This is a genomic window from Prevotella sp. SGI.167 (assembly GCF_050313615.1).
Classification (GTDB): domain Bacteria; phylum Bacteroidota; class Bacteroidia; order Bacteroidales; family Bacteroidaceae; genus Prevotella.
Genome location: NZ_JBNPLT010000030.1, coordinates 1 through 22,251 on the forward strand (window position 1 = coordinate 1; position 22,251 = coordinate 22,251).

The following is a 22,251-nucleotide window of genomic DNA, read 5'->3' on the forward strand; positions in this document are numbered from 1 at the left end:
TTATTTTAACACTTTCACTGTGTTTATCGTATTTTTTCTGATATTTCACTTTATTATATACATGCAGGCAATGCGCATGCGTGCGGGCGCACACTCATTGTCAGTATTCATCAAATGATACTTAAAAAATAACATTTCCTTGGTGATTACATATATTATTAGTAATTTTGCCGTGTCAAAATATAATGGAAGAACAGTACATATAAAAAATACAATTCAGAATATGAAGATAATAGTATCGGAAGAAATAGAATCAGTATGCCCTACCTTTGTAGGAGCATGCGTGGAAGCTAAAGTAGAAAATACTCCATACAGCAAAGAACTATGGGATGAAATCAATTCACTAGGTGAGAAATACAAAGAAACGCTCACCACAGAGTCTCTGAAAGAGATAAGCGGAATTGCAGCAACCCGAAAAGTTTATCGTGCTTGTGGCAAAGACCCATCCCGTTACCGTCCGGCTTCAGAAGCCCTTATCCGAAGAATGCTGCAGGGCAAGGAACTCTATCAAAGAGATACGCTGGTGGACCTAGTCAACTTGGCGAGTATCGCATACGGTTATAGCATCGGTGGTTTCGATGCCGACAAGTTTGAAGGAGATACACTGACACTAGGTGTCGGGAAGGCAGACGAACCTTACGAAGGTATCGGCAGAGGTATAATCAATATCGAAGGTCTTCCTGTTTATCGGGACAAGATTGGCGGTGTGGGAACTCCTACCAGCGACAACGAACGCACAAAGATGACCATTGACACAACCCATCTGGTGGTTCTCATCAACGGCTATGATGGAGATGAGCAGCACGTGCGCGAGAATGCCGAGTTCATCCTGGAGCTTCTGAAGAAATACTGCAAAAGCCACGAAGGGAGCTATTTTATTTACCAATAAAATAAAATCTCTCAGTAGCAGAGAAAATTACGTCGGGACGTTTCAATCTGCGCCCTTCCATGGCAAAACATTGCCCTTACTGGAGCAATATTTTGCCATGGAAAGGCACTTTTCGTTACATCGGGATACATTATATTCAATAACTACAAGGAAGAAGAAAGATACGGAAGAATTCCTCTAACACTCTTCACTCTTCACATTTTACTCTTAAGCACCTGTAAACCAGGCGATTCAATGGGTGAAGAGTAGGACTGTCTCTTCACCACTCTTCACCCACTCTTCACCCCGATGGATTTTCATACAGCTTAGCCGGGAGAATATCCTGAGCTTCTATAAAAACTGGAATAAGGCTTAAGTAAACTTTAATAGAGCCATAAGTAAAGTTTATCTAAGGCTCAAAACAAGTCCAAAGATAACTTATTCTAAAAACAAAAGAAACTTAAAACAAACCTAATAGAAGCTTAAAACAAAACACTAGAAAGGCTTAGAGTGAGCAATGATAGAAGCCAAAGGACAAGCCATGATAGAAGCCGCTTACTTTTAAAAGGTGAAGAGTGGTGAAGAGACAGCCCCACTCTTCACCTACCGATTTTCCTGATTTATAGCGACTTAAGAACTAAATGTGAAGAGTGAAGGGTGTTTTTGAGTTTTATCCCTAATTTTTCAAATAATAAAACAGGACAGCGGACAGCTATCCCCATACAACCGCAAAAAGGGGACCGGCCACCGCCAGTCCCCAAAGACGAGAGAGAGATATAAGTGTTGACTTGGTCAACAACGAGGCAAATCACTTTGCCTTATATCCTATAATTTACTTTATAGAATCATTCTATAAACACTATATATCATTCATTATTCACTTTAACCTTAGTCAGTAACTCCATCACGAAGTCCAGGATTCTGTCCTGCTTCAGGAAGAGAACCACCAGTATTATTAACGATACCCTTATTGTTATCAGTCTCAGACTGTGGGAATCTCATGTTCAACCATGGATCATCTGCGCTAATATTGAACTGGAATGCATCAGAAAGGTTAGACTCCTTGTCAGCATGGAATCGAACAATGTTCTTACCCAAACGTCTAGCATCAGCAACGAAGAAGCCCTCGCCCCAAAGCTCGACACGACGCTGGAACCAGATTTCGTCAGCCAAAGAACGGCCGCTGGCAGATACGCTGTAAGAAGGATCACGGTAAGTCTTGACAAAGTCCTCAAGAACCTGCTTAGCCTTAGCCTCATTACCACTCTTCGCAAGACCTTCAGCCTGGATGAGAATCATCTCTTCTACACGCATCAATGGCCAGTCGTTATTGTTCAAAGTACTGCCTATACCAGACTTCATACCAAACTTGATATTGGTATAAGCTGGGAATCCGACCTTGCTACCATCATCCAAAATCAATGATGCGATCTCATCACCTTTGGCACCACCCCAAGTAAGGTTAGCCCAGTTAGGAGAATGAAGGTTCTCATCAAGCCACCAGCCTTTACGAACATCGGTAGCTGGAATCTTATCATACAACAAATTGTTGATACACATATTAACACCACAGGCAGCAGCATAACCATCACCACTGAACGAGCTAGCCCAAGAAGCTGATGTTGCATAACCAGAACTAGAAACCTGAGCATCTGTAATATCAATACCCCAAATCCAGTTGCCAGCCTCGATATCGTCGAAACCAGGAACACTTACATCAGCGATAGAAGCAGGAGTGAATCCCTGCATTGCCTTTTCTGCATCCTCGGCTGCCTTTGCGTATTCGCCCATTGCCAGATAGGCGCGGGCACGAAGACCGTAAGCCACCTGCTGGTTAACCTGAGCCTTATCTGTACGCTGATATCCAGCCAAGTTGTCAATAGCTATATTCAAGTCAGAGATAATCTGATCATAAACCTCAGCTACAGTAGCACGAGGGTTATTGGTAGCATCGCCGTCAGCCTTAATCATAGGTACGCAAGGCTGATCCTTGCAGGAAGCATAGTTGCCCTGGAAGTATGGAGCCAACGACATATAATCGAAAGCACGAATGGCATAAGCCTGAGCAGCCTTATACTTAGCAACATCCTCGGCAGTTGCCATATCTACAGAATTGATAATCTCATTAGCTACACCTATCTGACGATAAGGCATTGTATATCGCATATATGGATTGGCATAGTTTGGATTACGGGTTGAGTATGCACAGGCTGCAGAGAACCAGTTGTAACCATTGTTGGCAGATGTTGCATCAGCACCCTCCAAATCCAGAGAAATGGCAGCAGAGATAAAACCGAAATCGTCATCACGGGCACTACGAGAACCATATACAGCATACGGAGCACCCATCATGGTGTACATACCAGAAAGCGTTGCATCCATACGAGAAGGTACCGCATCCTGAGATTCCTGCTTCTGGTCAGCCAGCAGATTACCTCCTTCTGGATATTGCTCGTCGATATCAGAACATGATGCTAATGTCAAGGCACCCAACAATAAAAGTGAAATCTTATCTAGTTTCATATTCAAAATCTTTTAAATTTGTTAGAATGTAAGTGAAATACCTGCTGTGACAGAACGCAATGAAGCATAACTACCACTTGACAAACCAGAACCATAGGTCATAGAACCCAAACCGTAGTTGTATCTTGGATCCAAGCCCTTACGCTTTGTCAGCACGAAGAGATTCTCGCCTGCAACATATATTCTAAGGTTGTTTAATGCGAGAGGACGAATCAATGACTTAGGGAATGTATAACCCAATGTCAAGTTGTTCAAGCTCAAGTAATTTGAACTGGTCAGGAAACGGTCCTGTGATGTCTGAGAGTCGAAACCTGCATCATCACCAGCAGCATTACTCAAACGAGGAATGTTAGAATTCTTATTATCCTCGCTCCAGGCATTCAACAAATCCTTATGCATTGCACTACCGGCAGAATAACCATTGTGCATCAAGCTCTGGTACATACCATCATAGATTTTACCACCCAACTGATAAGAGAACTGAGCAGACAGGTCGAAACCATAAGCAGAAAGGCTGGTACCGAAACCACCCACTACAGTAGGCAATGTTGTACCCAAATCATAAGATGTAGCCTCAGTAATATCTGTTGTAAGTTCCTGAGTTGTAACACCCTTATCATCAGTAACATCCTTATACCACTGTGCTTCACCAGTCTCATGGTTTACACCAGCATACTTCTTCATATAAGCCTCGTATACAGAACCACCTACCTTCAGGATCTGATAGCTATATTTCAAACCACCTTCATCGATAGAAGGGTCAAGTTCAGTAATCTCATTATGGTTGAATGTAGCATTGAAGTTCAAATCCCACTGAATATCATTGGTCTTGATAGGTGTACCCTGCAATGAGAACTCGAAACCACGGTTTACCACAGAACCAATATTAGTATAGTAAGAAGATACTGAAATACCTGAAGACAGTGGAAGAGTCTTAGCCCACAACAAGTCCTTTGTCTTCTGATGATAATACTCGATAGTACCACTCAAACGATTCTTGAAGAAGCCGAAATCAACACCAAGGTTCCAGTCGTCATGGGTTTCCCAAGTCAGTTTATCATTACCCTTCTGAGACATGGTGATAGAATACTGCTTGGTGGATTCGTTATACGATGTAGTATATCGATCAGCCCAATAGTAATAACTACCCAAGTTATCATTACCGACAGAACCGTAGCTTACCTTCAATTTCAAGAGGTCAATCCACTTTGCATCCTTCAGGAAGTTCTCCTTGTTCATCTGCCAAGCCACACCAATACTACCGAATGTACCCCAACGGTTACCTGGAGCGAAAGCAGAAGAAGCATCACGACGAAGAGAAGCATTCAAGAAATACTTATCATTGTAATCATACATCAAACGACCGAAGAAACCTTCTGTCATATAGTTGTCTGTGTAGGAAGAAACACTCTTCTGGCTTGTACCACATGCATTATCCAACTCACCGATAAATGGATCATAGAGGTGGTCATTGTATCCATAGAGATACTGGTACTTATATTTATACTGCTCATAACCAACCAGAATATTGAAATGATGAACCTCAGCCAAAGTCTTGTCATAGTTGGCAGTAAAACGCTGGTTATTGGTGAAGGTACGAGTTGCATTTACTGCAGTTCCACCATCAGTACTTAAGCTGGCACCGAACTGGCTATACAAACCATTCCAACGCATATTGTCAACAAAGACATTCAAGTTAGCATCCAATACCAATCCCTCAATAGGAGTAATCTGAGCATCCCACTGTCCCTGGAAGATATCCTTGAAAGTCTTACTTCTGTTGTATTCGTTATCACGAACAGCATTACCAATCACAGAAGGACGAACGAAATTTGTCTGGTTAGAATCATACACCTTACGTCCAGACTCCATCTTGATAGAACCATCAGCATTACGTACGTAAAGCGGATAGATAGGACCCATAGAGTTGGTTACATAGAACAAGTTACCAGAACTTGCCCATGAAGAATCATCATAGGAAGGAGACTCAGAATCAGTATGAGTATAGCTCAAACCGGTAGAAAGTTTCAACCACTTCTTTGCCTGATAGTCTACAGTTGCACGAGCAGTATAACGCTTCAACTCAGAGTTGTCAACGATACCGCCATCCTGCAAGTAACCACCACTGGCGAAATAATTCATCTTACCAGATGAACCAGTTACGTGAGCATTATATTCCTGCCGGAAAGAGTTGTGATAAGTCTCATCATACCAGTTATCAGGAGTATAGTAATAAGTACCGTCGCTGTAACCCAAGGTAGCATTAGGATTAATCTTGAAATCACGACCAATCAACTGCTCGCCGGCAGGTATGGTGTAAACCTGATAACCCAGACCCTTATTGCTAGTATTGTACAAGTTCTTGCAAGCGTAAGCATAAGCCTCATCAGCAGTCTTGCCATGATAATACTGAGAATTATACATAGCCTTGAAATGAGTCTCATAATACTGAGCAGGGTCAGAGATTACGTCGTACTGAGGAATCAAGCGAGAGTTAGAACCCCACTTAGCATCGAAAGTAACACGGGCATCCTGGCCATCACGTGCTTTCTTGGTAGTGATAATGATAACACCATTAGCACCACGGGCACCATAGATGGCACTTGCAGAAGCATCCTTCTGAACAGAAATGCTCTCGATATCAGAAGGGTTGATGTTAGAAATACCAGCTTCGTAAGGAGCACCATCCACAATATAGAGAGGTGCAGAGCTGGCACTGACAGAGCCAATACCACGAATACGGATTACAGGGCTGCTACCTGGTTCACCACAAGAAGATGTAGCCTGAATACCAGCAACCTTACCCACCAAGGCACTTGTTGCAGTAGAAGTAACGTGAGCAGAAATCTCATCAGATTTGATTTCAGCAGCAGAACCGGTAAAAGCTGATTTCTTGGTCTTACCATAAGCGATGACCAAGACATCATCCAAAGCCTGATTGTCCGGATCCAAGATAACCTTCATATTCTTGGCTATCTTCATCTTTTTTGGCAACATACCCAAGTATGTTACCTCTACAGTTGAATTTGCAGGCACATTCAAGGTAAAGTTACCATCAATATCAGTAACAGTACCTGTATTGGTACCAACTACCTTGATGGAAGCACCAACAACTGGAGAACCATCGTCTGCAGAAGTTACCTTACCTGTAACAGCAGTCTGCGCGAGAGCCATTCCTGTTGAAAGAACAAGCCCTCCCATTAACATGGTTAGTCTTTTTGTCATAATTTCTCTCTCTAAAAATTAAACAACTTACAATTATCGGATGCAAAGATACACACTTTTTATAAAATAAACAAATTTTTAGCTAACAAAATGCAATTAAAAAGCTATTTTCTTGTCCCTTTTGTATATTTTCTGCATATTTCCCAACTTTTAGACAGATTTTTATGACTAAAGACAACAAAATGTTAGTTTTCAGCAATAACACCATACTTGATGAGGGCATTCTTCACTCCATCTTCATCCACATGGGTGGTAATGAAATCGGCTACCTGCTTCAGATCTTCGCCGGCATTGCCCATTGCCACACCCACTCCAGCTTCCTTGATGATGGAGATATCGTTGCCGCCATCACCGAAAGCCATGGTTTCTTCAATGTTCAAACCCAGATAATCAGCCATGGCATGAAGTCCCTTTCCCTTGTCGGCTCCACGCGCCGTGATGTCAGTAAAGGCAGGATGCCATCTGCCGGAAGTGCAGTTTTCGAGCGTAGGCATCAGGAGCGCTTCCTGCTCTACGGTACAGAAAGGAGTGACCTGCAGAATTGGCTCTTCGCCCAAATCGTTTACATCCGTAATGAAGATACTGCTATCCACTCCCAGTCCCTTGCAGAAAATCTCATAAACCTCGTCGGTATAATGATGGATGGCAAAACGGCTCTCGCTTACCACGATGGCAGGATAGTTGTCTCTATCAGCAGCATCGATGATCTTCTTCACATCCGAAGGAAGGATGGCATGCTGACTCACCACCGTATCCTGGACAAAACAGCGGGCACCATTGGTGGTGATGTAACCGTCGATGAGATGCTCTATCTGACCAAGATTATTGATAATCTGCTTTGGGCGACCTGTAGAAATATAAATCTCTACCCCATTCTTCTTTGCCTGTTCCAAGGCATCTACCGTGCTTTGCGGAATCCTGTGGGTTTTGAAACTCACCAAAGTGCCATCAATATCGAAGAACAAAGCCTTCACCTTTTTATTCTCTTTCTTATCCATATATCATACAATAATTTTCCTTTTATTATAATAATGCTATATATATAATAAGGTGTAATCATAAAAAAACACTTATTATCGGGTACAAAATTACAAAAAAACGGATAATTCACAAAAAATATAAAGAATTATTTGATTTTACTTGCAATCATCAAATAAAAAATGTAAATTTGCAATGACTTCCATGCACAGGAAAAATTCTTGATTCATGCAAAAGGAAGCAAGCTAACTAACAAGAAAACAATGAAGAAGGAATGCTACAAATTATTGGCAGCAATCATTTTGATGCTAGTAGCGACGTTCACTTCATGCGAAAAGTTTTCTCTCGATGAATCGGGCCAAAGCTCAACACATGACGCAAACGCCAACGTAACGGTGCGCATACACCAAGTTCAGAACCGCACTATCGGAAAAGTTACCAAGGCAACAACTTCGGGAACAGCTCTCCAGGATGTATGTTCCAGAGTTTCCTTTGTGGTCTTTGATGGCGAAGAGAAAATAGAGACCATCAACCAAACCAGCGATGACGCGAATTTCGGCATTGCCAGTTTCAGTCTGGATGAAGGCGAATACAGACTCGTTGTCATTGCCCATAGCGGCAAGGGCAACTGCACGATGAGTGTGCCCGAAAAGGTAAAATTCACGAGCAACAAACTTACCGACACCTTTTATTATTATGGCAGATTGAGCATCAAGAGCGATAAGGTAGAGGCAGATGTGAAGCTGCAGCGAGCCGTAGCAGCCTTCAAGCTTCATATTACTGACGAAACGATTCCGGAAGAAGTCAGGAGCATCAAGTTCTACTATACCGGAGGAAGCAGTACGCTGGATGCAACCACGGGATATGGCTGTGTAAACAGTCGGCAGACGGAAATCTTCAATTTCACAGACAACAACAGAGACTTCACCGTATATACTTTCCCGCACGAAGAGAACAAGGCTATCAAGATGACCATCAGCATCTTAGATGCCGATGCCCATGCCATCAAAACCTTTACCAAGTCTGATTTAAAGATGAAAAGAAACGAAATCATCAAGACAGACATTTCGCTTACGAAATCATCAGGCGGAAGTTTAGATGAAGACGATGACAGAAATGTAGGCTTAACGGTTGATGCCGACTGGGGTGAAGAAACCGTTGTACGTTTCTGAGAAAAGGGAATAAGTAACATGCATCATAGTAGGAAAACTATGATGTATGTTCCATTTTTCCACAATATAAGATTTTTTTTATTTCTTAAAGATTTCATAAATAAATTTTCTTTGATATTTAAGAATAATTCGATAATTTTGCATCCGATATTATATAATATTATATAAGGATGAAAAAAATAATAACTATTTTCATGATGATGGGAGCATTGATTCCTGCCGGGGCACAAGCGCAAGCGTTAAGTCTCGACAGTTGCCGTGCTATGGCTCTGCGCAACAACAAGCAGATCAATGCCTCGAAGCTCAAGAAAGACGTGGCGTATAACCTGAAGAAATCGGCACGCACGAAATACTTGCCTAAGGTGGACGCCTTGGGTGGATATGAATGGTTCAGCAAAGAGATTTCCCTGCTGAACAGTGATCAGAAAGCAGCATTCAGCAATTTGGGTTCTACTCTGGCTGGTGGAATCTCAGGGAATGCCAGCAATCTGATGGGACAGTTGGTTGGTCAGGGCATCTTGACGCCAGAACAGGCACAGAAGATAGGAGGCTTGCTTTCTGATAAATTGGTTTCTGTCCAGCAGCAGGGCAATGCTATCGGACAAAATGTAGTGGATGCTTTCAGAACTGACACCCGAAACATGTGGGCAGGAAGCGTGATGGTAAGACAGCCTATCTATATGGGCGGTGCTATTATTGCAGCCAACAAGATTGCCGATATCGGAGAAGAAATAGCTGAGAACGATCTGGATCATCAGACCCAGCAGACTCTCTACGCCATCGACCAGGCTTACTGGCTGGCAGTTTCGCTCAAACAGAAGCATAAGCTAGCCACCAGTTACCGCGACCTGGTACAGAAGCTCAATGATGATGTTCACAAGATGATCAAGCAGGGTGTTGCGACGAAGGCTGACGGCTTGAAGGTAGACGTAAAGGTGAACGAGGCAGAGATGAAGATGACTCAGGCAGAAGACGGACTGGCTCTTTCCAAGATGCTGCTCTGCCAGCTCTGCGGAATCCCGATGAATCAGGAAATCACACTTGCTGATGAAGATAAGGAGACCTTGGCTCTTTCAGGAACACCTGTCGACACAGAACAGCAAAGAGTAGCAGCTGCCGACTCAGCGATGAATACCCGTCCGGAATTGAGAATGCTCCAGAATGCACTCGATATTTCCAAGCAGGCTACCAATCTGGTGAGAGCCATCTACATGCCACATGTAGCTCTGACCGGTGGCTACACCATTTCAAATCCTAATGTTTTCAATGGATTCCAGAAGAAATTCACAGGAGTATGGAACGTAGGAATCATCGTCCAGGTGCCAGTATGGAACTGGTTTGACTGCGCCTATAAGGTGAGAGCATCTAAGGCAACCACCAATATCGCCCAGATGAACCTGGATGATACGCGCGAGAAGATTCACCTTCAGATTGCGCAGAGCCAGTTCAAGGTGAAGGAAGCTAAGAAGAAGCTCAATATGGCGATGAGAAACATTGCCAGCGCTGAGGAAAACCTCAGATGCGCCAACCTCGGATTCAAGGAAGGCGTAATGGAGGTTACCGATGTGATGGCTGCACAGACTGCCTGGCAACAGGCTCAGAGCCAGAAGATTGACGCCGAAATCGACGTGAAGCTGGCACAGGTTGGGCTCAACAAGGCGCTCGGTATCCTGCAATAACGGCACCGGGGGCAGAAATCCTGGGGCGGAAATCCTGGGGCGGAAATCCTGGGGGCGGAAATCCTGGGGGCGGAAATCCTGGGGCGGAAATCCTGGGGCGGAAATCCGATGGAATCGGATTTAACGGTGACTAGAGGGGGACTTTCTTCCTCAGTTTCATCTTTATAAAAGAAGTTTTTAAAAAATTCAAATTCAGATAAAAATGTCTAAGAAATCACAGCATAACAACATATTACTCGCTGTCATCGGATTTACGGCGGTAGTTATCCTAGTGGGTGTCATCGGTTTCTTTACCTTGGAACAGAAGGACGACACCATCCAGGGCGAGGTAGAAGTTTCAGAATACAGAGTATCCTGCAAGTTGCCTGGCCGTATAGTAGAATTGAGAGTGAAGGAGGGCGACTATGTTCACGTAGGCGATACTCTCGCCATCCTCGAAGTTCCTGAGATGAAATCACAGGAGCAGATGCTTCAGGCAACCAATGCTGCTGCCGAAGCCATGAAGGATTTGACCGATGCCGGTGCACGCAAGGAGCAAATTCAGGGTGCTTATCAGCTGGTTCAGCAGGCAGAAGCTGCTGCAACCATCGCCAAGAAGACCTACGACCGCATGCAGAACCTCTACAACGAGGGCGTCATCAGCGGTCAGAAGCGCGATGAGGCTTTTGCTGCCTACAAGGCAACAGAGGCACAGGTGGCTGCAGCCAAGAGCCAGTATGAAATGGCCAAGAACGGAGCACGTGAGCAGGAGAAGCGCATGGCTGCCAACAACACCCAGGCTTCCAAGAGCGCCGTGGATGTAGTGAAGAATCTCCTGAAGGAGACGGTTCAGATTGCCCAGTGCGAAGGCGAGGTAAGCAATGTCTATCCAAAGGTAGGCGAGCTGGTGGGTCTTGGTTCTCCTATCATGAGCATCTCTATCATGAGCGATATGTGGGGAACCTTCAATGTCCGCGAAGACCATCTCCAGGGCTTGAACAAGGGTGATGAATTTACCGCTTTCGTCCCAGCCTTCAACAAGGATATCAAGATGAAGGTTTATTACCTGAAGGACCAGGGTTCATACGCAACCTGGAAGGCAACCAAGGACAATGGCGATTACGACCGCAAGACTTTCGAGGTAAAGGCCCGTCCTATCACCAAGCTCGAAGGATTGCGCCCGGGAATGTCACTCATCATTAAATAACTTCTATGTTCAAGAGATTATATCATATTGCCCTCAGAGAATGCGGCATCATGTGGAAGAATCCTATCTATCTCTTCTGCATGGTCATCTTCCCCATCGTGGTGGTGATTTTCTTCACTACCCTGATGCAGGGAGGTGTGCCTACCGACATGCCTGTGGGCATTGTTGACCAGGACAAATCTCATACCTCCCGCCAGCTGGTGCATAAGCTCGACGCTTTCCAGACCACCAAGGTGGTGGCTCACTATGAGAACATAGCTGAGGCAAGACATGCTATCCAGAAGAACGAAATCTATGCCTTCCTGGTGATTCCTAACGGAACGGAGGCAGGATTGATGGCTCAGAAACAGCCTAAGATTTCCTTCTACTACAGCAGCGTGTCGCTGGCGGCAGGCTCCCTGCTCTTCCGCGACTTGAAGACCATTTCTACCCTGGGAGGAGCAGCGGCAGGAATGGCGAAGCTGTCGGCACTGGGAAAGACGAATGATGAAATCATGACCTTTCTGCAGCCTATTGCTGTAGATTTGCACATGATAGGCAATCCATATGCCAACTACAACTACTATCTCTCCACGGTGATGGTGCCGGGACTCATCATGCTGTTCATCTTCCTGATTACACCTTATTCTATAGGAACGGAGTTGAAATTCAACCGGGCAAAAGACTGGATGCGAATGGCGAACAACAATCCTTATCTCGCCATCGCCGGCAAGATGCTTCCTCAGACGCTCATCTTCCTGAGCATCTTCCTGCTGTTCGAGTTCTATATCTATTATGTACTGGATTTCCCTCATCCGGGCGGTGCGCTGCCTATCATCCTGCTGGGCATTCTGAGCGTATTATCCTGCCAGTGCTTTGGCATTTTTGCCTTCGGACTGATGCCTTCGCTCCGTATGTCGATGAGTATCTGTTCGTTGTGGGGCGTGGTTAGTTTCTCCATCTGCGGAGCCACCTATCCGCTCTTCGCCATGGATTCGCCTATCCAGGCCATCGGACAGCTCTTCCCTATGCGCCATTACTACATGATTTACCAGATGAACATCTTCAATGGTTTCCCGATGAGCGATGCAGTATTGCACTGGGGTGCGATGGTGCTCTTCTGTGCCCTGCCAATGCTCACTATCTGGAACATCAAGAAGGCAATGCTGGTTTACAAGTACCTGCCGTAGGAAAGTGAAGAGTGAAGAACGAAGAATTCAACAGCTTTACGAATCATAAAGTTCAATGTTCAAAGTTAAAGAGTTCAATGTTAAAAAGTAGTTTACTATATAAGATTATCAATGGTATCTGGGACATGTGCTTCATCTGGAAGACGGAAATGCGCAATGTGTTCCGTGACGAGGGTGTGCTCATCTTCTGTATCCTGGTGCCGCTGGGCTATCCGCTGCTCTACTCGTGGATTTACAACAACGAGGTGGTGAGAGAGGTGGATACGGCGATTGTCGACCTCAGCCACAGCCATACTTCCCGCGAGTTTATCCGCGATTACGATGCCTCTCCTGATGCCAAGGCAACGTATTACTGCAACAGTCTTGATGAGGCGAAGCAGCTGGTACAGAAGCAGGCTGTGCATGGAATCATCTATATTCCTTCCGATTTCGACACCAAGCTGAATCGTGGCGAACAGGCGCATGTGGGCGTTTATTGCGATATGAGTCTGATGCTTACCTATAAGGCGATTTATCAGACGGCGCAGGGCGTGGCAAGCCATATCAATTCGGGCATTCAGATTTCTAAAGGTGGCGGATTCACGGATAGAGACGATGAGATTACCACCGAGCCGCTGGCTTTCGATGAGGTTCCGATTTTCAACACAACCGGGGGATACGGAAATGCGATTCTTCCGGGTGTTCTGGTGCTGATTCTGCAGCAAACCATGCTGTTGGGCATCGGAATGGCGGCAGGAACATCAAGAGAAACGAACAGAAATCGCGAACTGATACCGGTAAGCAAGCATTATGGCGGTATTTTCCGCATCGTTTTCGGTAAGGCGATGGTTTATTTCATGGTTTATGCCGTGATGGGAATGTATCTTACGCTGGTAGTTCCGAAACTGTTCGGATTTGTCAGCATGGTAACGTGGACCACCATTCTTGGTTTCCTCTTGCCTTATATCCTATCGTGCATTTTCTTCGGTTTTATGCTGTCATGTCTGGTAAAATATCGTGAAAACGTGATGCTTCTGGTGGTATTTACCTCCGTTCCATTGCTTTTTATGACGGGAATTTCATGGCCACAAAGCAATATTCCGGGCTTTTGGCAAGGTTTTTCGTGGGTTTTCCCATCCACTTTCGGCATCCGGGGATTCCTCAGAATCAGCAGTATGGGAGCATCTCTTGCTGATATTCTTCCGGAATTCAGGGCGCTCTGGATACAGACGGGTGTCTATTTCCTGGCTGCCTGCCTGGTTTTCAGGCAGCAACTGCGTTCTGCAAGACTCAAGGCAAATCTTACAGCTGAAGTAGCAGAAGAAGAGGATGAGGCGGAAGAAATCGTTAATAATGTACAATGAATAATGTATAATTCATAATTTCGGGGGAGGAACCATGCAAAAAACGACTGTTAACTGTTAACCTGTTAACTCCTGAGAAAAAAGAGGGTGTGTCAAGAGCGCAACCCCGCCAGGCGTCCCGGCGGATTTGAAATCCGCCGTAAAAAAAAGGTTCGACCTATTAAACCGGGGATTTACAATCCCCCAACATAAGGTAAAGCATACTCCTTTGCTGCGGATTGCAAATCCGCAGAGCCTAATAGGTTAGGACATTTTTTAATGCCGGATTGCAAATCCGGCAGGACGCCAGGGGTGACCATGCAAAAAACAGCTGTTAACTGTTAACCTATTAACTCCTCTGATAAAAATAAAGCTAGGACTGCTTGAGGGCAATCCTAGCTTTTTATTTTATACCCTTATCAAATAGGATATTTACTACTTGTGTGTACTTACAATCTTGGTTGGAGCCTTCTCGGCATTTCTGCGGTTCACCACCGTCACGATGCTCTGGGCAAGGCTCAGGAAAGCCTGACCGGTGATGGTATCAACCTTGGTTGCAGCAGGAGCACCATCATCTCCACCCTCGCAGATGCTCTGGACGATAGGAATCTGGGCAAGCAATGGCACGTTCATCTCCTTGGCAAGATTCTTGCAGCCCTCCTTACCAAAGATATAATACTTATTCTCAGGCAACTCAGCAGGAGTAAAGTAAGCCATGTTCTCGATAAGACCGAGGATTGGCACGTTCACCTTGTCATTCTGATACATGTCAATACCCTTACGGGCATCAGCCAGAGCCACCTGCTGAGGAGTACTTACGATAACCGCACCCGTGATGGCAAGCGTCTGGAGCAGAGTAAGATGAATATCGCTTGTGCCAGGAGGAGTATCAAGGATGAAGTAATCCAACTCGCCCCAGTCAGCATCAGCAATCAACTGCTTCAAGGCAGAGCAAGCCATACCGCCACGCCACAAAGTAGCCGTGGTAGGACTTACGAAGAAACCGATACTCAGAAGCTTAACGCCATATTTCTCGATAGGTTCGATGAGGTCTCTTCCGTCCTTGTGAACAGAATAAGGACGCTCCTCCTCAACACCGAACATCTTAGGCATGGAAGGACCGAAGATATCAGTATCGAGCAAACCCACCTTATAGCCCAGCTTAGCCAGGGCAATGGCGAGATTGGCAGAAACGGTGCTCTTGCCTACTCCACCCTTACCGGAGCTTACAGCGATGACGTTCTTCACCTGTGGCAGCATCTTGCCCACCTCAGGACGAGGAGCCGACTTGAATTCAGTAACTATCTCAACCTCAACCTCCTTGGAGATATGATAATGGATGGCAGCCTCAGCCGCCTTCACGGTACTCTTCAGGAAAGGATCAGTATCACGAGGGAAGAGCAAGACCACCTTCACCTTCATACCATTGATGCTAGGCGTATCAGCCAGCATCTCGCTCTCGATGAGGTTCTTCTTCGTACCCGGGTAGATGACCGTAGCAAGAGCCTCTTCTATTAATTTCGGATATAATGTCATAATTCTTCTGTTTATTTGTGCAAAAGTAACAATAAATAATGTAATAAGCAAATAAAAACTAAATAATTTCAGATATTAAACACTTTTATGTATCTTTGCAGGTTAGAGAAATGTGGAGATTTCACACTTATCCACGACCAACCCGTTTAAAACGCAAAGAAATGAACTATAAAAAGATTATTATAGGTGCTGCATTGACCTTGGCCTGCTTCTCTTGCCTTCCTGTCAATGCCCTAACCTCAAACAGAAGCAAGAAAACAGAAGCACAGGCCGTTGCCCCAAAGGTTTACTGGACCGACAGCAACGGCAGAGTGACCTACTCCATCAACGCCACAAAGGCACCCGTGGTGAAAATAGCGCTCAGAGAGTTTGCCAACGACATGAAAGCGGTTACCGGCTTAGAAGCTAGGGAGAAATCGAATGCTCCGATACAGATTTATCAGCTCGATTTACTTTCGAACAAGGAATTTTCAGCTGTTGAAAAACTCAAGATTCCGCTGCATCAGTTCATAACCGCCAAGGACGCCTTCTACATCGGTGTGAGGAAGAACCGCCTCATCGTGGTAGGAAGCAACGCCCGAGGCACCGCCTACGCCATCATGCAGCTGTCTCAGCTGGCTGGCGTCACTCCCTTCATGGCGTGGCACGACCTTCAGCCTCAGCCACACAGCTCCATCTCTACCCCTTCCAAGCAGGAATGGCTGGAGATTCCGAGAATAGAATTCAGAGGACTGGCGCTCAACGGAAGCCAATGGATGAACCCGAAGAACTATAGCCGCATCGCACGACTGATGCTGAGACTGAAATGCAACACCCTCTGGAAGGTAGACGGAAAGCACGATGCTGCCTATAATAAAGCCGTCGTAGACAGCTTTGACATCTGTCTGGCGGACAACTACAAGGTGACGGAACTGACGGGCAAAAAGCACAAGAAGAAGCGCAGAAAGACCATCGAGAACGTGAAGATGGTTTGCGACAACAGCCAGATGGAGATGGGACAAACGGCTCCGGGACTGCTGCTCGAAATGCTGAACAACAGGGATTACCTGGAGACCAAGAACGGTCATCGCAACAAATCGCACCGCTCTGCAGTCCACAACGACGAGGATTGCGCCTGGATAGCCAACCTATCCAATCCGCTGACAGCATCGCTTCAGCTGTCGATGATGATGGATCTGGCATGGGATAAAAACGCGCTGACAAAGGATTGCAAGAGCTATCTGGACAATTGGCTCAGCAACCTTTTTGGAGCCGCTACAGGCAAGAAAATCGCGCCTCTGATGGAAGAATACTATCGCCTTACCAGCATCCGCCAGCCGGCTTATATGATCATGCCTTACGGCGATACAGAATTCCATTCGGGAGAGTTCGGCAATGAGCTGGAGCGCCATCTCTACTATTTCGAACAGCTGAAGGCGAAGGCTGCAGCCATCGAGCGTACCCTGCCAGCCGGTCAGAAAGACGGTTTCTTCGAGATTGTGAAGTATCCTATCTTCTCTGCAGCCCTTATCGCCGAAAAGGAATTAGAGGCGCAGGAAGCCCGCCAAATCGCCCGTCCGGGACTTTTCTACAAGGACGATGAAGCGAAGACAGCAGCAGCCGTCAGCCTCAACGCCTACAATACGCTGAAGCAGCTCAATGCCTATTACGCCAGGATTGGCAAGGGGAAATGGGCGAACTTCATCGACAACAAAGCCTCAGAGATGCAGGCTCCGCAGCTGCCGGGCACGCTCAGAGCCAACGAAATCAAATCGCTGATGGCAGATGCCTTCAACCGGAATACCGATTTCCTCGCGCTCTCTACCTACACCAACGACATCATCGCCAAGAATGCCTATGAGTGGCAAAAGGGCTATAACGCCCCTCAGAGCCAGGGAAAAGACGCTGAGCGCATCAAGTTGATTCCGCTCCTGGGACACAGCAACAAGGCCGTTAAACTGCCTAAGGGAGCCACGCTCAACTATACTTTCTATTGCAGAAAGAGCGGGGATGCGAGATTTACGCTGGCTGTAATACCAAGTTATCTGGAAAATGTGAAGAACATGAGGGTAAGCGTGAGCATAGATCGTGCCGAGCCGGTAGTGTGCCAGATGAAGGAAATTTTCAATTCAAAGGAATGGAAATTCGACCATTGGAGGGGTCAATCCCTCAAGAATTTCTATGTTACGCTGTCTAGCGGCAACCACACCATCGAAATCAAGGCATTGGATGATAACGTGATTATCGACCAGTGGGTAGTGGATTTTGATGTGGATAGAGAATATTATGTATTCCCAGTATCGAGATAAATGCAAGCCTCTGCTTCAAAGCAGGGGCTTCTTTTATGGCCTAGGCTTGCCACAAATGATGACCAGGGCTTGCCATAAATGATGGCTAAGACTCTACATAAGAGACGGTTAAACAGCGCTTCCATTCCTGCTTACCAAGCAATAATAAAGGCAAAAATACATTAAAAATACTAACTCATAGTTTCTTCCATCCCAACTCTATGAGTTGACCATCAGGAAGCATAGAGTAAGCACGAAAGAGGGGCAGGGTTAACAGGGTTAACAGTTAACACCCCAAAAATGCATACCCCCACCCCTACACATATAAAAATAAGTATATATATATTTATTATTATATAAGGTACGCGAGGGGGAGGTAGGAAAAAACAGCTGTTAACTGTTAACTCTGTTAACCACCTCTCTTGCCTTAAAAAGAAAAAGCCTCTCAGCAAGGGGGAATGCTGAAAGGCTATGGTATTTTATTCGAGATACTTCTCAACAAATTCCTCAGGAGTCAAAACTTCCGGTCTTTGTCCTAATACGTTTTTATAATCTTTGATGTTGATAGTCAACAGAACATCACAATCATTCTGCAAGGCACAGTGATACTGAAAACTATCCTCTATGTCGGTAAAGCGCTCATCATTGACAGCTTCTTGAACTGTTTCTGCTGAACAATCTACAGTAGGAGCCAACTGCAAAAACGCTAAAAGCGTCTGTCTGACTCTCTCTGTCTGCTCAGGCCTATGAATACCATGCTCTTTAAAATAAAGAGTAACAAGATATGCATTTGTGTACATACCTCCAACAGAAGCTACAGCAGAAATAATTTCATCTTCTATAGCATCAAAAACATCACGTACCCATCTGAATTGCTTACGGCACGTGGTGTATTCGATAAAAATATTAGTATCTAAAAAGACTTTCATCGTTGTCAGATTTGATATTTTTCTTCTAGATACTCCTCTATTAATTCCTTATCCGACTTATCTGTCTTCATATCAGTCTTCATAATACCGCATAAGGCATCATGAGCATATTGCTTTCTTGCAATCTTTGCCTTAGGCTTAGCTTTAGCCACTAATTTCTTAGCATACTCTGTCAACTCCTGCTTCAATGTTTCCAACTGATAAGACTGAGGTACATCCAATGATATATTGATAGTTGTCTGCATAATCTTTCCTTTCTTTTAAGAAGTTATATTTCTGTGGGCAAAGTTACGATTATTTTATGAAACTCGCAAGAAAATGGATGAAAAAGGCAGAAAAAAAGCACTCCAAGAAGCGAAAACTCCTCAAAGTGCTCTGAACGAAATATTATCTCTTATTGGTTTTTACTCAATAACTACGGTTGTCCAACCGTGCTTGTCCTCGATGGTACCATACTGGATTCCACGGAGGGTATCATAGAGGTGCTTAGAGATAGGACCTGGCTTCTCACCGAAGTTGTAGCGCTTGCCAGTATCCAAGTCGTCAATGTAGCTGATAGGACTGATTACGGCAGCTGTACCGCATGCACCAGCCTCCTCGAATGTATCCAACTCATCCTCAGGAATCTGACGGCGCTCAACCTTCATACCGAGATCCTCAGCCAGCTGCATCAAGCTCTTGTTGGTGATAGATGGGAGGATGGATGTACTCTTAGGAGTAACGTATGTATTGTTCTTGATACCGAAGAAGTTGGCAGCACCACACTCATCCATGTATTTCTTCTCCTTGGCGTCGAGATAGAACTCGCAGGCATAACCCTTCTCGTGAGCAATATTGTTGGCTCTGAGGGAAGCAGCATAGTTTCCACCCACCTTATAGATACCTGTTCCGAGAGGAGCAGAGCGGTCGAAATCACGGATGATGACGTATGGGTTGGTAGAGAATCCACCCTTGAAGTATGGACCCACTGGAGTTACGAAGATGAGGAAGCAATACTCTTTAGAAGGATGCACGCCCACCTGAGCACTTGTACCGATGAGCAGCGGACGGATATAGAGCGTAGCACCGCTCTCATAGGTAGGAATCCACTCCTGGTTGAGGCGGACCACCTTTTTCACCATTTCCTCGAACATTTCTGTAGGCACCTCTGGCATCAGAATGCCACGACATGTGCTCTGCAAGCGCTTAGCGTTCTCGTCCATGCGGAACACGCGCACCTTGCCGTCTGGGCAACGATAAGCCTTCAAGCCCTCGAAAGCCTCCTGACCATAGTGCAAGCAGGTTGCAGCCATGTGCAATTTCAAATACTCATCAGAGCAAACTTCTATTTCGCCCCATTTGCCGTCGCGATAGTAACAGCGAACATTGTAGTCAGTCTGGCGATAGCCAAATGACAAATTAGACCAATCTAAGTCTTTCATAACATCTATATTTTTAATGTTCTACTAATATTTTGAATGCAAAAGTACAAAATATTCTATTAATCTGCAACTATTTTGCAATCTTTTTAGTGAAAACGTTATCATTTTATTCATTTCTACCATATTAAGGCATAATTTTACCAAATTTATGGGCTATTTTATTCGTGCGCCGGTCCTTTTAGCGGATTACAAATCCGCAATAGTTACCTGTACGGCGGCGGATTGCAAATCCGCCGAAACAAGCGGGGGCTTCAATCCTCCGTAGGCGTTCCTGCGGATTTGAAATCCGCCGAAACTGGTGAGAGGGGAAATCAATCTTCGCTAAGGAGCTTCTTGATTTCCTCATCGGTCTTGGTGAGTTTGTCCTTGCAGAGTTTCACCAGGGTCTTGGCACGCTTCAACTGCTCGGAGAGCTGGTCAATATCGAGCTCATCATTCTCCATTCTTTCTACAATCTGCTCAAGCTCTCTTACGGCTTGCTCATATTTCATTTCTTCTTTTGCCATAATTTAATTTTGTTTGGAGTTAACAGGTTAACAGTTAACAGTGGATATTTTGCACTTCCGACTTCACATTGCCCTCGGCGAACCTCGTTTCAATGATATCGCCACTCTTCAGTTCTGAGGCAGAACGGATGCTCTTGCCATCTTTCAGCGTGATGCTGTAGCCACGTTTCAGCAACAACTCGGGGTCCTGCGCCTGAATGCGCTGAGAGAGGAGCTGCAGACGATGACTCTCGTTGAGCATTTTTCTTTCCAATACCGGCTGGATGTTCTGCGAGAGAATCTCCAACTTGCGCTGGGCATTCGATACTTTCGACTGGACATTCGAACTGAGCCGACTCATCAGACGGTCGAGATAAGCCCCCTGCCGCGTCTTTACCAGCGAGAACTGAACCGGAATGGTGTTGCTCAACCTTTCAAGTCTCATCTTCTCCACCTGCAGCCGGTGCTTCACGTTCTGCACGATAGCCTCCTGCGCATTCATCACCCGGGCATAGACCTCGGTAAGATGATTGATGAGGAAGGCAGCGGCAGCCGTAGGCGTCTTCACACGCTGGAAGGAAATCATATCAAGCACACTCTCATCCCTCTCATGTCCAATTCCCGTGATGATAGGCAGCGGGAAATTCGCCACATTCTCGGCAAGCGCCAGAGTATCGAAACCGGAAAGGTCGCTGGTGGCTCCTCCACCTCGGATGATGACCACGCAATCGAACTCCTCCCATTCGGCATTGATGCAGTCCAGGGCTGCGATGACACTCTGCTCCACACCTTCGCCCTGCATCGTGGCAGGAAAGAGACGGGTGGTAAACTGCAAGCCATAGTCGTTATCGGCAAGCTGATTGCAGAAATCGCCATATCCGGCAGCCGTGGCACTCGAAATGACGGCGATGCGCTGGCAGAACATCGGGAGCACCAGCTCCTTCTGGAGTTCGAAAACACCCTCAGCCTTCAGCGTATTGATGATTTCCAACCGCTTGCGCGCCATATCTCCCATCGTATAGTTGGGGTCGATGTCGTCTACAATCCATGAGAAGCCGTAGTTCTCATGAAACTGGGCATGAACCTTGAGCAGCACCTTCATGCCTGCATGAATGCGCTGTCCGGTGATCCGTTCGAAGTTCGGCTTGATGAGCATCCATCGGTTTCGCCAGCAGGCGGCGTGCGCCTTGGCTATCGGCGTATTGGAGCGCTCGTCCTTTTCGATGAGCTCCAGATAGCAGTGTCCACCGTAGCCCTCGCGAGCCTCAGAGAGTTCCGCTTCCACCCAATAGCTGTCGGGCAAGGACATCGAAATGATTTCGCTGACTATCGAGTTTAATTCATAGAGAGACAATCTTTGCTTCATACTCTTATATTTTTGGCACTGAATTATTTTTGGGGCACGGGATTTTTTTAGGCACGGATTACACGGATTACACGGATTTTTTATCAGAGAACAAGGGCGCGAGCCTCCGTGTAATCCGTGTAATC

16 protein-coding genes are annotated in these 22,251 nt (G+C 45.7%); 7 read left to right on the forward strand and 9 right to left on the reverse strand.

What is annotated here, in order from left to right:
• The first annotated feature begins 223 nt into the window (after positions 1-223).
• Positions 224-889 carry a phenylalanine--tRNA ligase beta subunit-related protein gene (locus ACQRBJ_RS12840; RefSeq protein ID WP_294971804.1) on the forward strand — a complete coding sequence of 222 codons (666 nt, stop codon included), beginning with the start codon at positions 224-226 and terminating at the stop codon, positions 887-889.
• A gap of 867 nt (positions 890-1,756) precedes the next feature.
• On the opposite strand, the gene ACQRBJ_RS12845 is transcribed toward ACQRBJ_RS12840, so the two are convergent.
• The 3 genes from ACQRBJ_RS12845 to ACQRBJ_RS12855 all read right to left on the reverse strand — a co-directional run bounded on the left by ACQRBJ_RS12845 (position 1,757) and on the right by ACQRBJ_RS12855 (position 7,614).
• Positions 1,757-3,391 (reverse strand): RagB/SusD family nutrient uptake outer membrane protein, encoded by a 1,635-nt coding sequence (locus ACQRBJ_RS12845; protein ID WP_445303847.1) that lies wholly within the window; start codon positions 3,389-3,391, stop codon positions 1,757-1,759.
• 21 nt (positions 3,392-3,412) lie between these two features.
• On the reverse strand, positions 3,413-6,616 hold the full coding sequence (locus ACQRBJ_RS12850) for a SusC/RagA family TonB-linked outer membrane protein (RefSeq protein ID WP_445303848.1): 3,204 nt from the start codon (positions 6,614-6,616) through the stop codon (positions 3,413-3,415).
• A gap of 185 nt (positions 6,617-6,801) precedes the next feature.
• Positions 6,802-7,614 (reverse strand): Cof-type HAD-IIB family hydrolase, encoded by an 813-nt coding sequence (locus ACQRBJ_RS12855; protein WP_441933142.1) that lies wholly within the window; start codon positions 7,612-7,614, stop codon positions 6,802-6,804.
• 243 nt (positions 7,615-7,857) lie between these two features.
• On the opposite strand from ACQRBJ_RS12855, the gene ACQRBJ_RS12860 reads away from it, so the two are divergent.
• The 5 genes from ACQRBJ_RS12860 (at position 7,858) to ACQRBJ_RS12880 (ending at position 14,143) form a co-directional block, all read left to right on the forward strand.
• Positions 7,858-8,766 (forward strand): FimB/Mfa2 family fimbrial subunit, encoded by a 909-nt coding sequence (locus ACQRBJ_RS12860; RefSeq protein WP_294971792.1) that lies wholly within the window; start codon positions 7,858-7,860, stop codon positions 8,764-8,766.
• A 170-nt stretch (positions 8,767-8,936) separates the two neighbouring features.
• Positions 8,937-10,445, forward strand: coding sequence for a TolC family protein (locus tag ACQRBJ_RS12865; RefSeq protein WP_445303849.1), 1,509 nt, complete (start codon positions 8,937-8,939; stop codon positions 10,443-10,445).
• 202 nt (positions 10,446-10,647) lie between these two features.
• Positions 10,648-11,631 carry an HlyD family secretion protein gene (locus tag ACQRBJ_RS12870; RefSeq protein WP_153122223.1) on the forward strand — a complete coding sequence of 328 codons (984 nt, stop codon included), beginning with the start codon at positions 10,648-10,650 and terminating at the stop codon, positions 11,629-11,631.
• A 5-nt stretch (positions 11,632-11,636) separates the two neighbouring features.
• Positions 11,637-12,800 carry an ABC transporter permease gene (locus ACQRBJ_RS12875; protein ID WP_445303850.1) on the forward strand — a complete coding sequence of 388 codons (1,164 nt, stop codon included), beginning with the start codon at positions 11,637-11,639 and terminating at the stop codon, positions 12,798-12,800.
• 77 nt (positions 12,801-12,877) lie between these two features.
• Positions 12,878-14,143 (forward strand): ABC transporter permease, encoded by a 1,266-nt coding sequence (locus ACQRBJ_RS12880; RefSeq protein WP_295346428.1) that lies wholly within the window; start codon positions 12,878-12,880, stop codon positions 14,141-14,143.
• A 414-nt stretch (positions 14,144-14,557) separates the two neighbouring features.
• Here ACQRBJ_RS12880 and ACQRBJ_RS12885 read toward each other — a convergent pair whose 3' ends face one another.
• Positions 14,558-15,658 carry a P-loop NTPase gene (locus ACQRBJ_RS12885; RefSeq protein WP_441937676.1) on the reverse strand — a complete coding sequence of 367 codons (1,101 nt, stop codon included), beginning with the start codon at positions 15,656-15,658 and terminating at the stop codon, positions 14,558-14,560.
• Positions 15,659-15,819: 161 nt separating this feature from the next.
• On the opposite strand from ACQRBJ_RS12885, the gene ACQRBJ_RS12890 reads away from it, so the two are divergent.
• Positions 15,820-17,946: a glycosyl hydrolase 115 family protein gene (locus ACQRBJ_RS12890; protein ID WP_445303851.1), complete on the forward strand. Its 2,127-nt coding sequence runs from the start codon at positions 15,820-15,822 to the stop codon at positions 17,944-17,946.
• A gap of 458 nt (positions 17,947-18,404) precedes the next feature.
• Here the strand turns inward: ACQRBJ_RS12890 and ACQRBJ_RS12895 are convergent, their stop codons facing one another.
• The 5 genes from ACQRBJ_RS12895 to xseA form a co-directional block, all read right to left on the reverse strand.
• Positions 18,405-18,854 (reverse strand): PIN domain-containing protein, encoded by a 450-nt coding sequence (locus tag ACQRBJ_RS12895; RefSeq protein WP_445303852.1) that lies wholly within the window; start codon positions 18,852-18,854, stop codon positions 18,405-18,407.
• 5 nt (positions 18,855-18,859) lie between these two features.
• Positions 18,860-19,099 carry a hypothetical protein gene (locus ACQRBJ_RS12900; RefSeq protein WP_445303853.1) on the reverse strand — a complete coding sequence of 80 codons (240 nt, stop codon included), beginning with the start codon at positions 19,097-19,099 and terminating at the stop codon, positions 18,860-18,862.
• 159 nt (positions 19,100-19,258) lie between these two features.
• A complete protein-coding gene (locus ACQRBJ_RS12905; protein WP_153079366.1) occupies positions 19,259-20,275 on the reverse strand; it encodes a branched-chain amino acid aminotransferase in 1,017 nt (338 codons plus the stop codon).
• A 311-nt stretch (positions 20,276-20,586) separates the two neighbouring features.
• Positions 20,587-20,781, reverse strand: coding sequence for an exodeoxyribonuclease VII small subunit (gene xseB / locus ACQRBJ_RS12910; RefSeq protein ID WP_089544660.1), 195 nt, complete (start codon positions 20,779-20,781; stop codon positions 20,587-20,589).
• Between the two features lie 34 nt (positions 20,782-20,815).
• Positions 20,816-22,126 carry an exodeoxyribonuclease VII large subunit gene (xseA, locus tag ACQRBJ_RS12915; RefSeq protein ID WP_294972287.1) on the reverse strand — a complete coding sequence of 437 codons (1,311 nt, stop codon included), beginning with the start codon at positions 22,124-22,126 and terminating at the stop codon, positions 20,816-20,818.
• Positions 22,127-22,251: the final 125 nt, after the last annotated feature.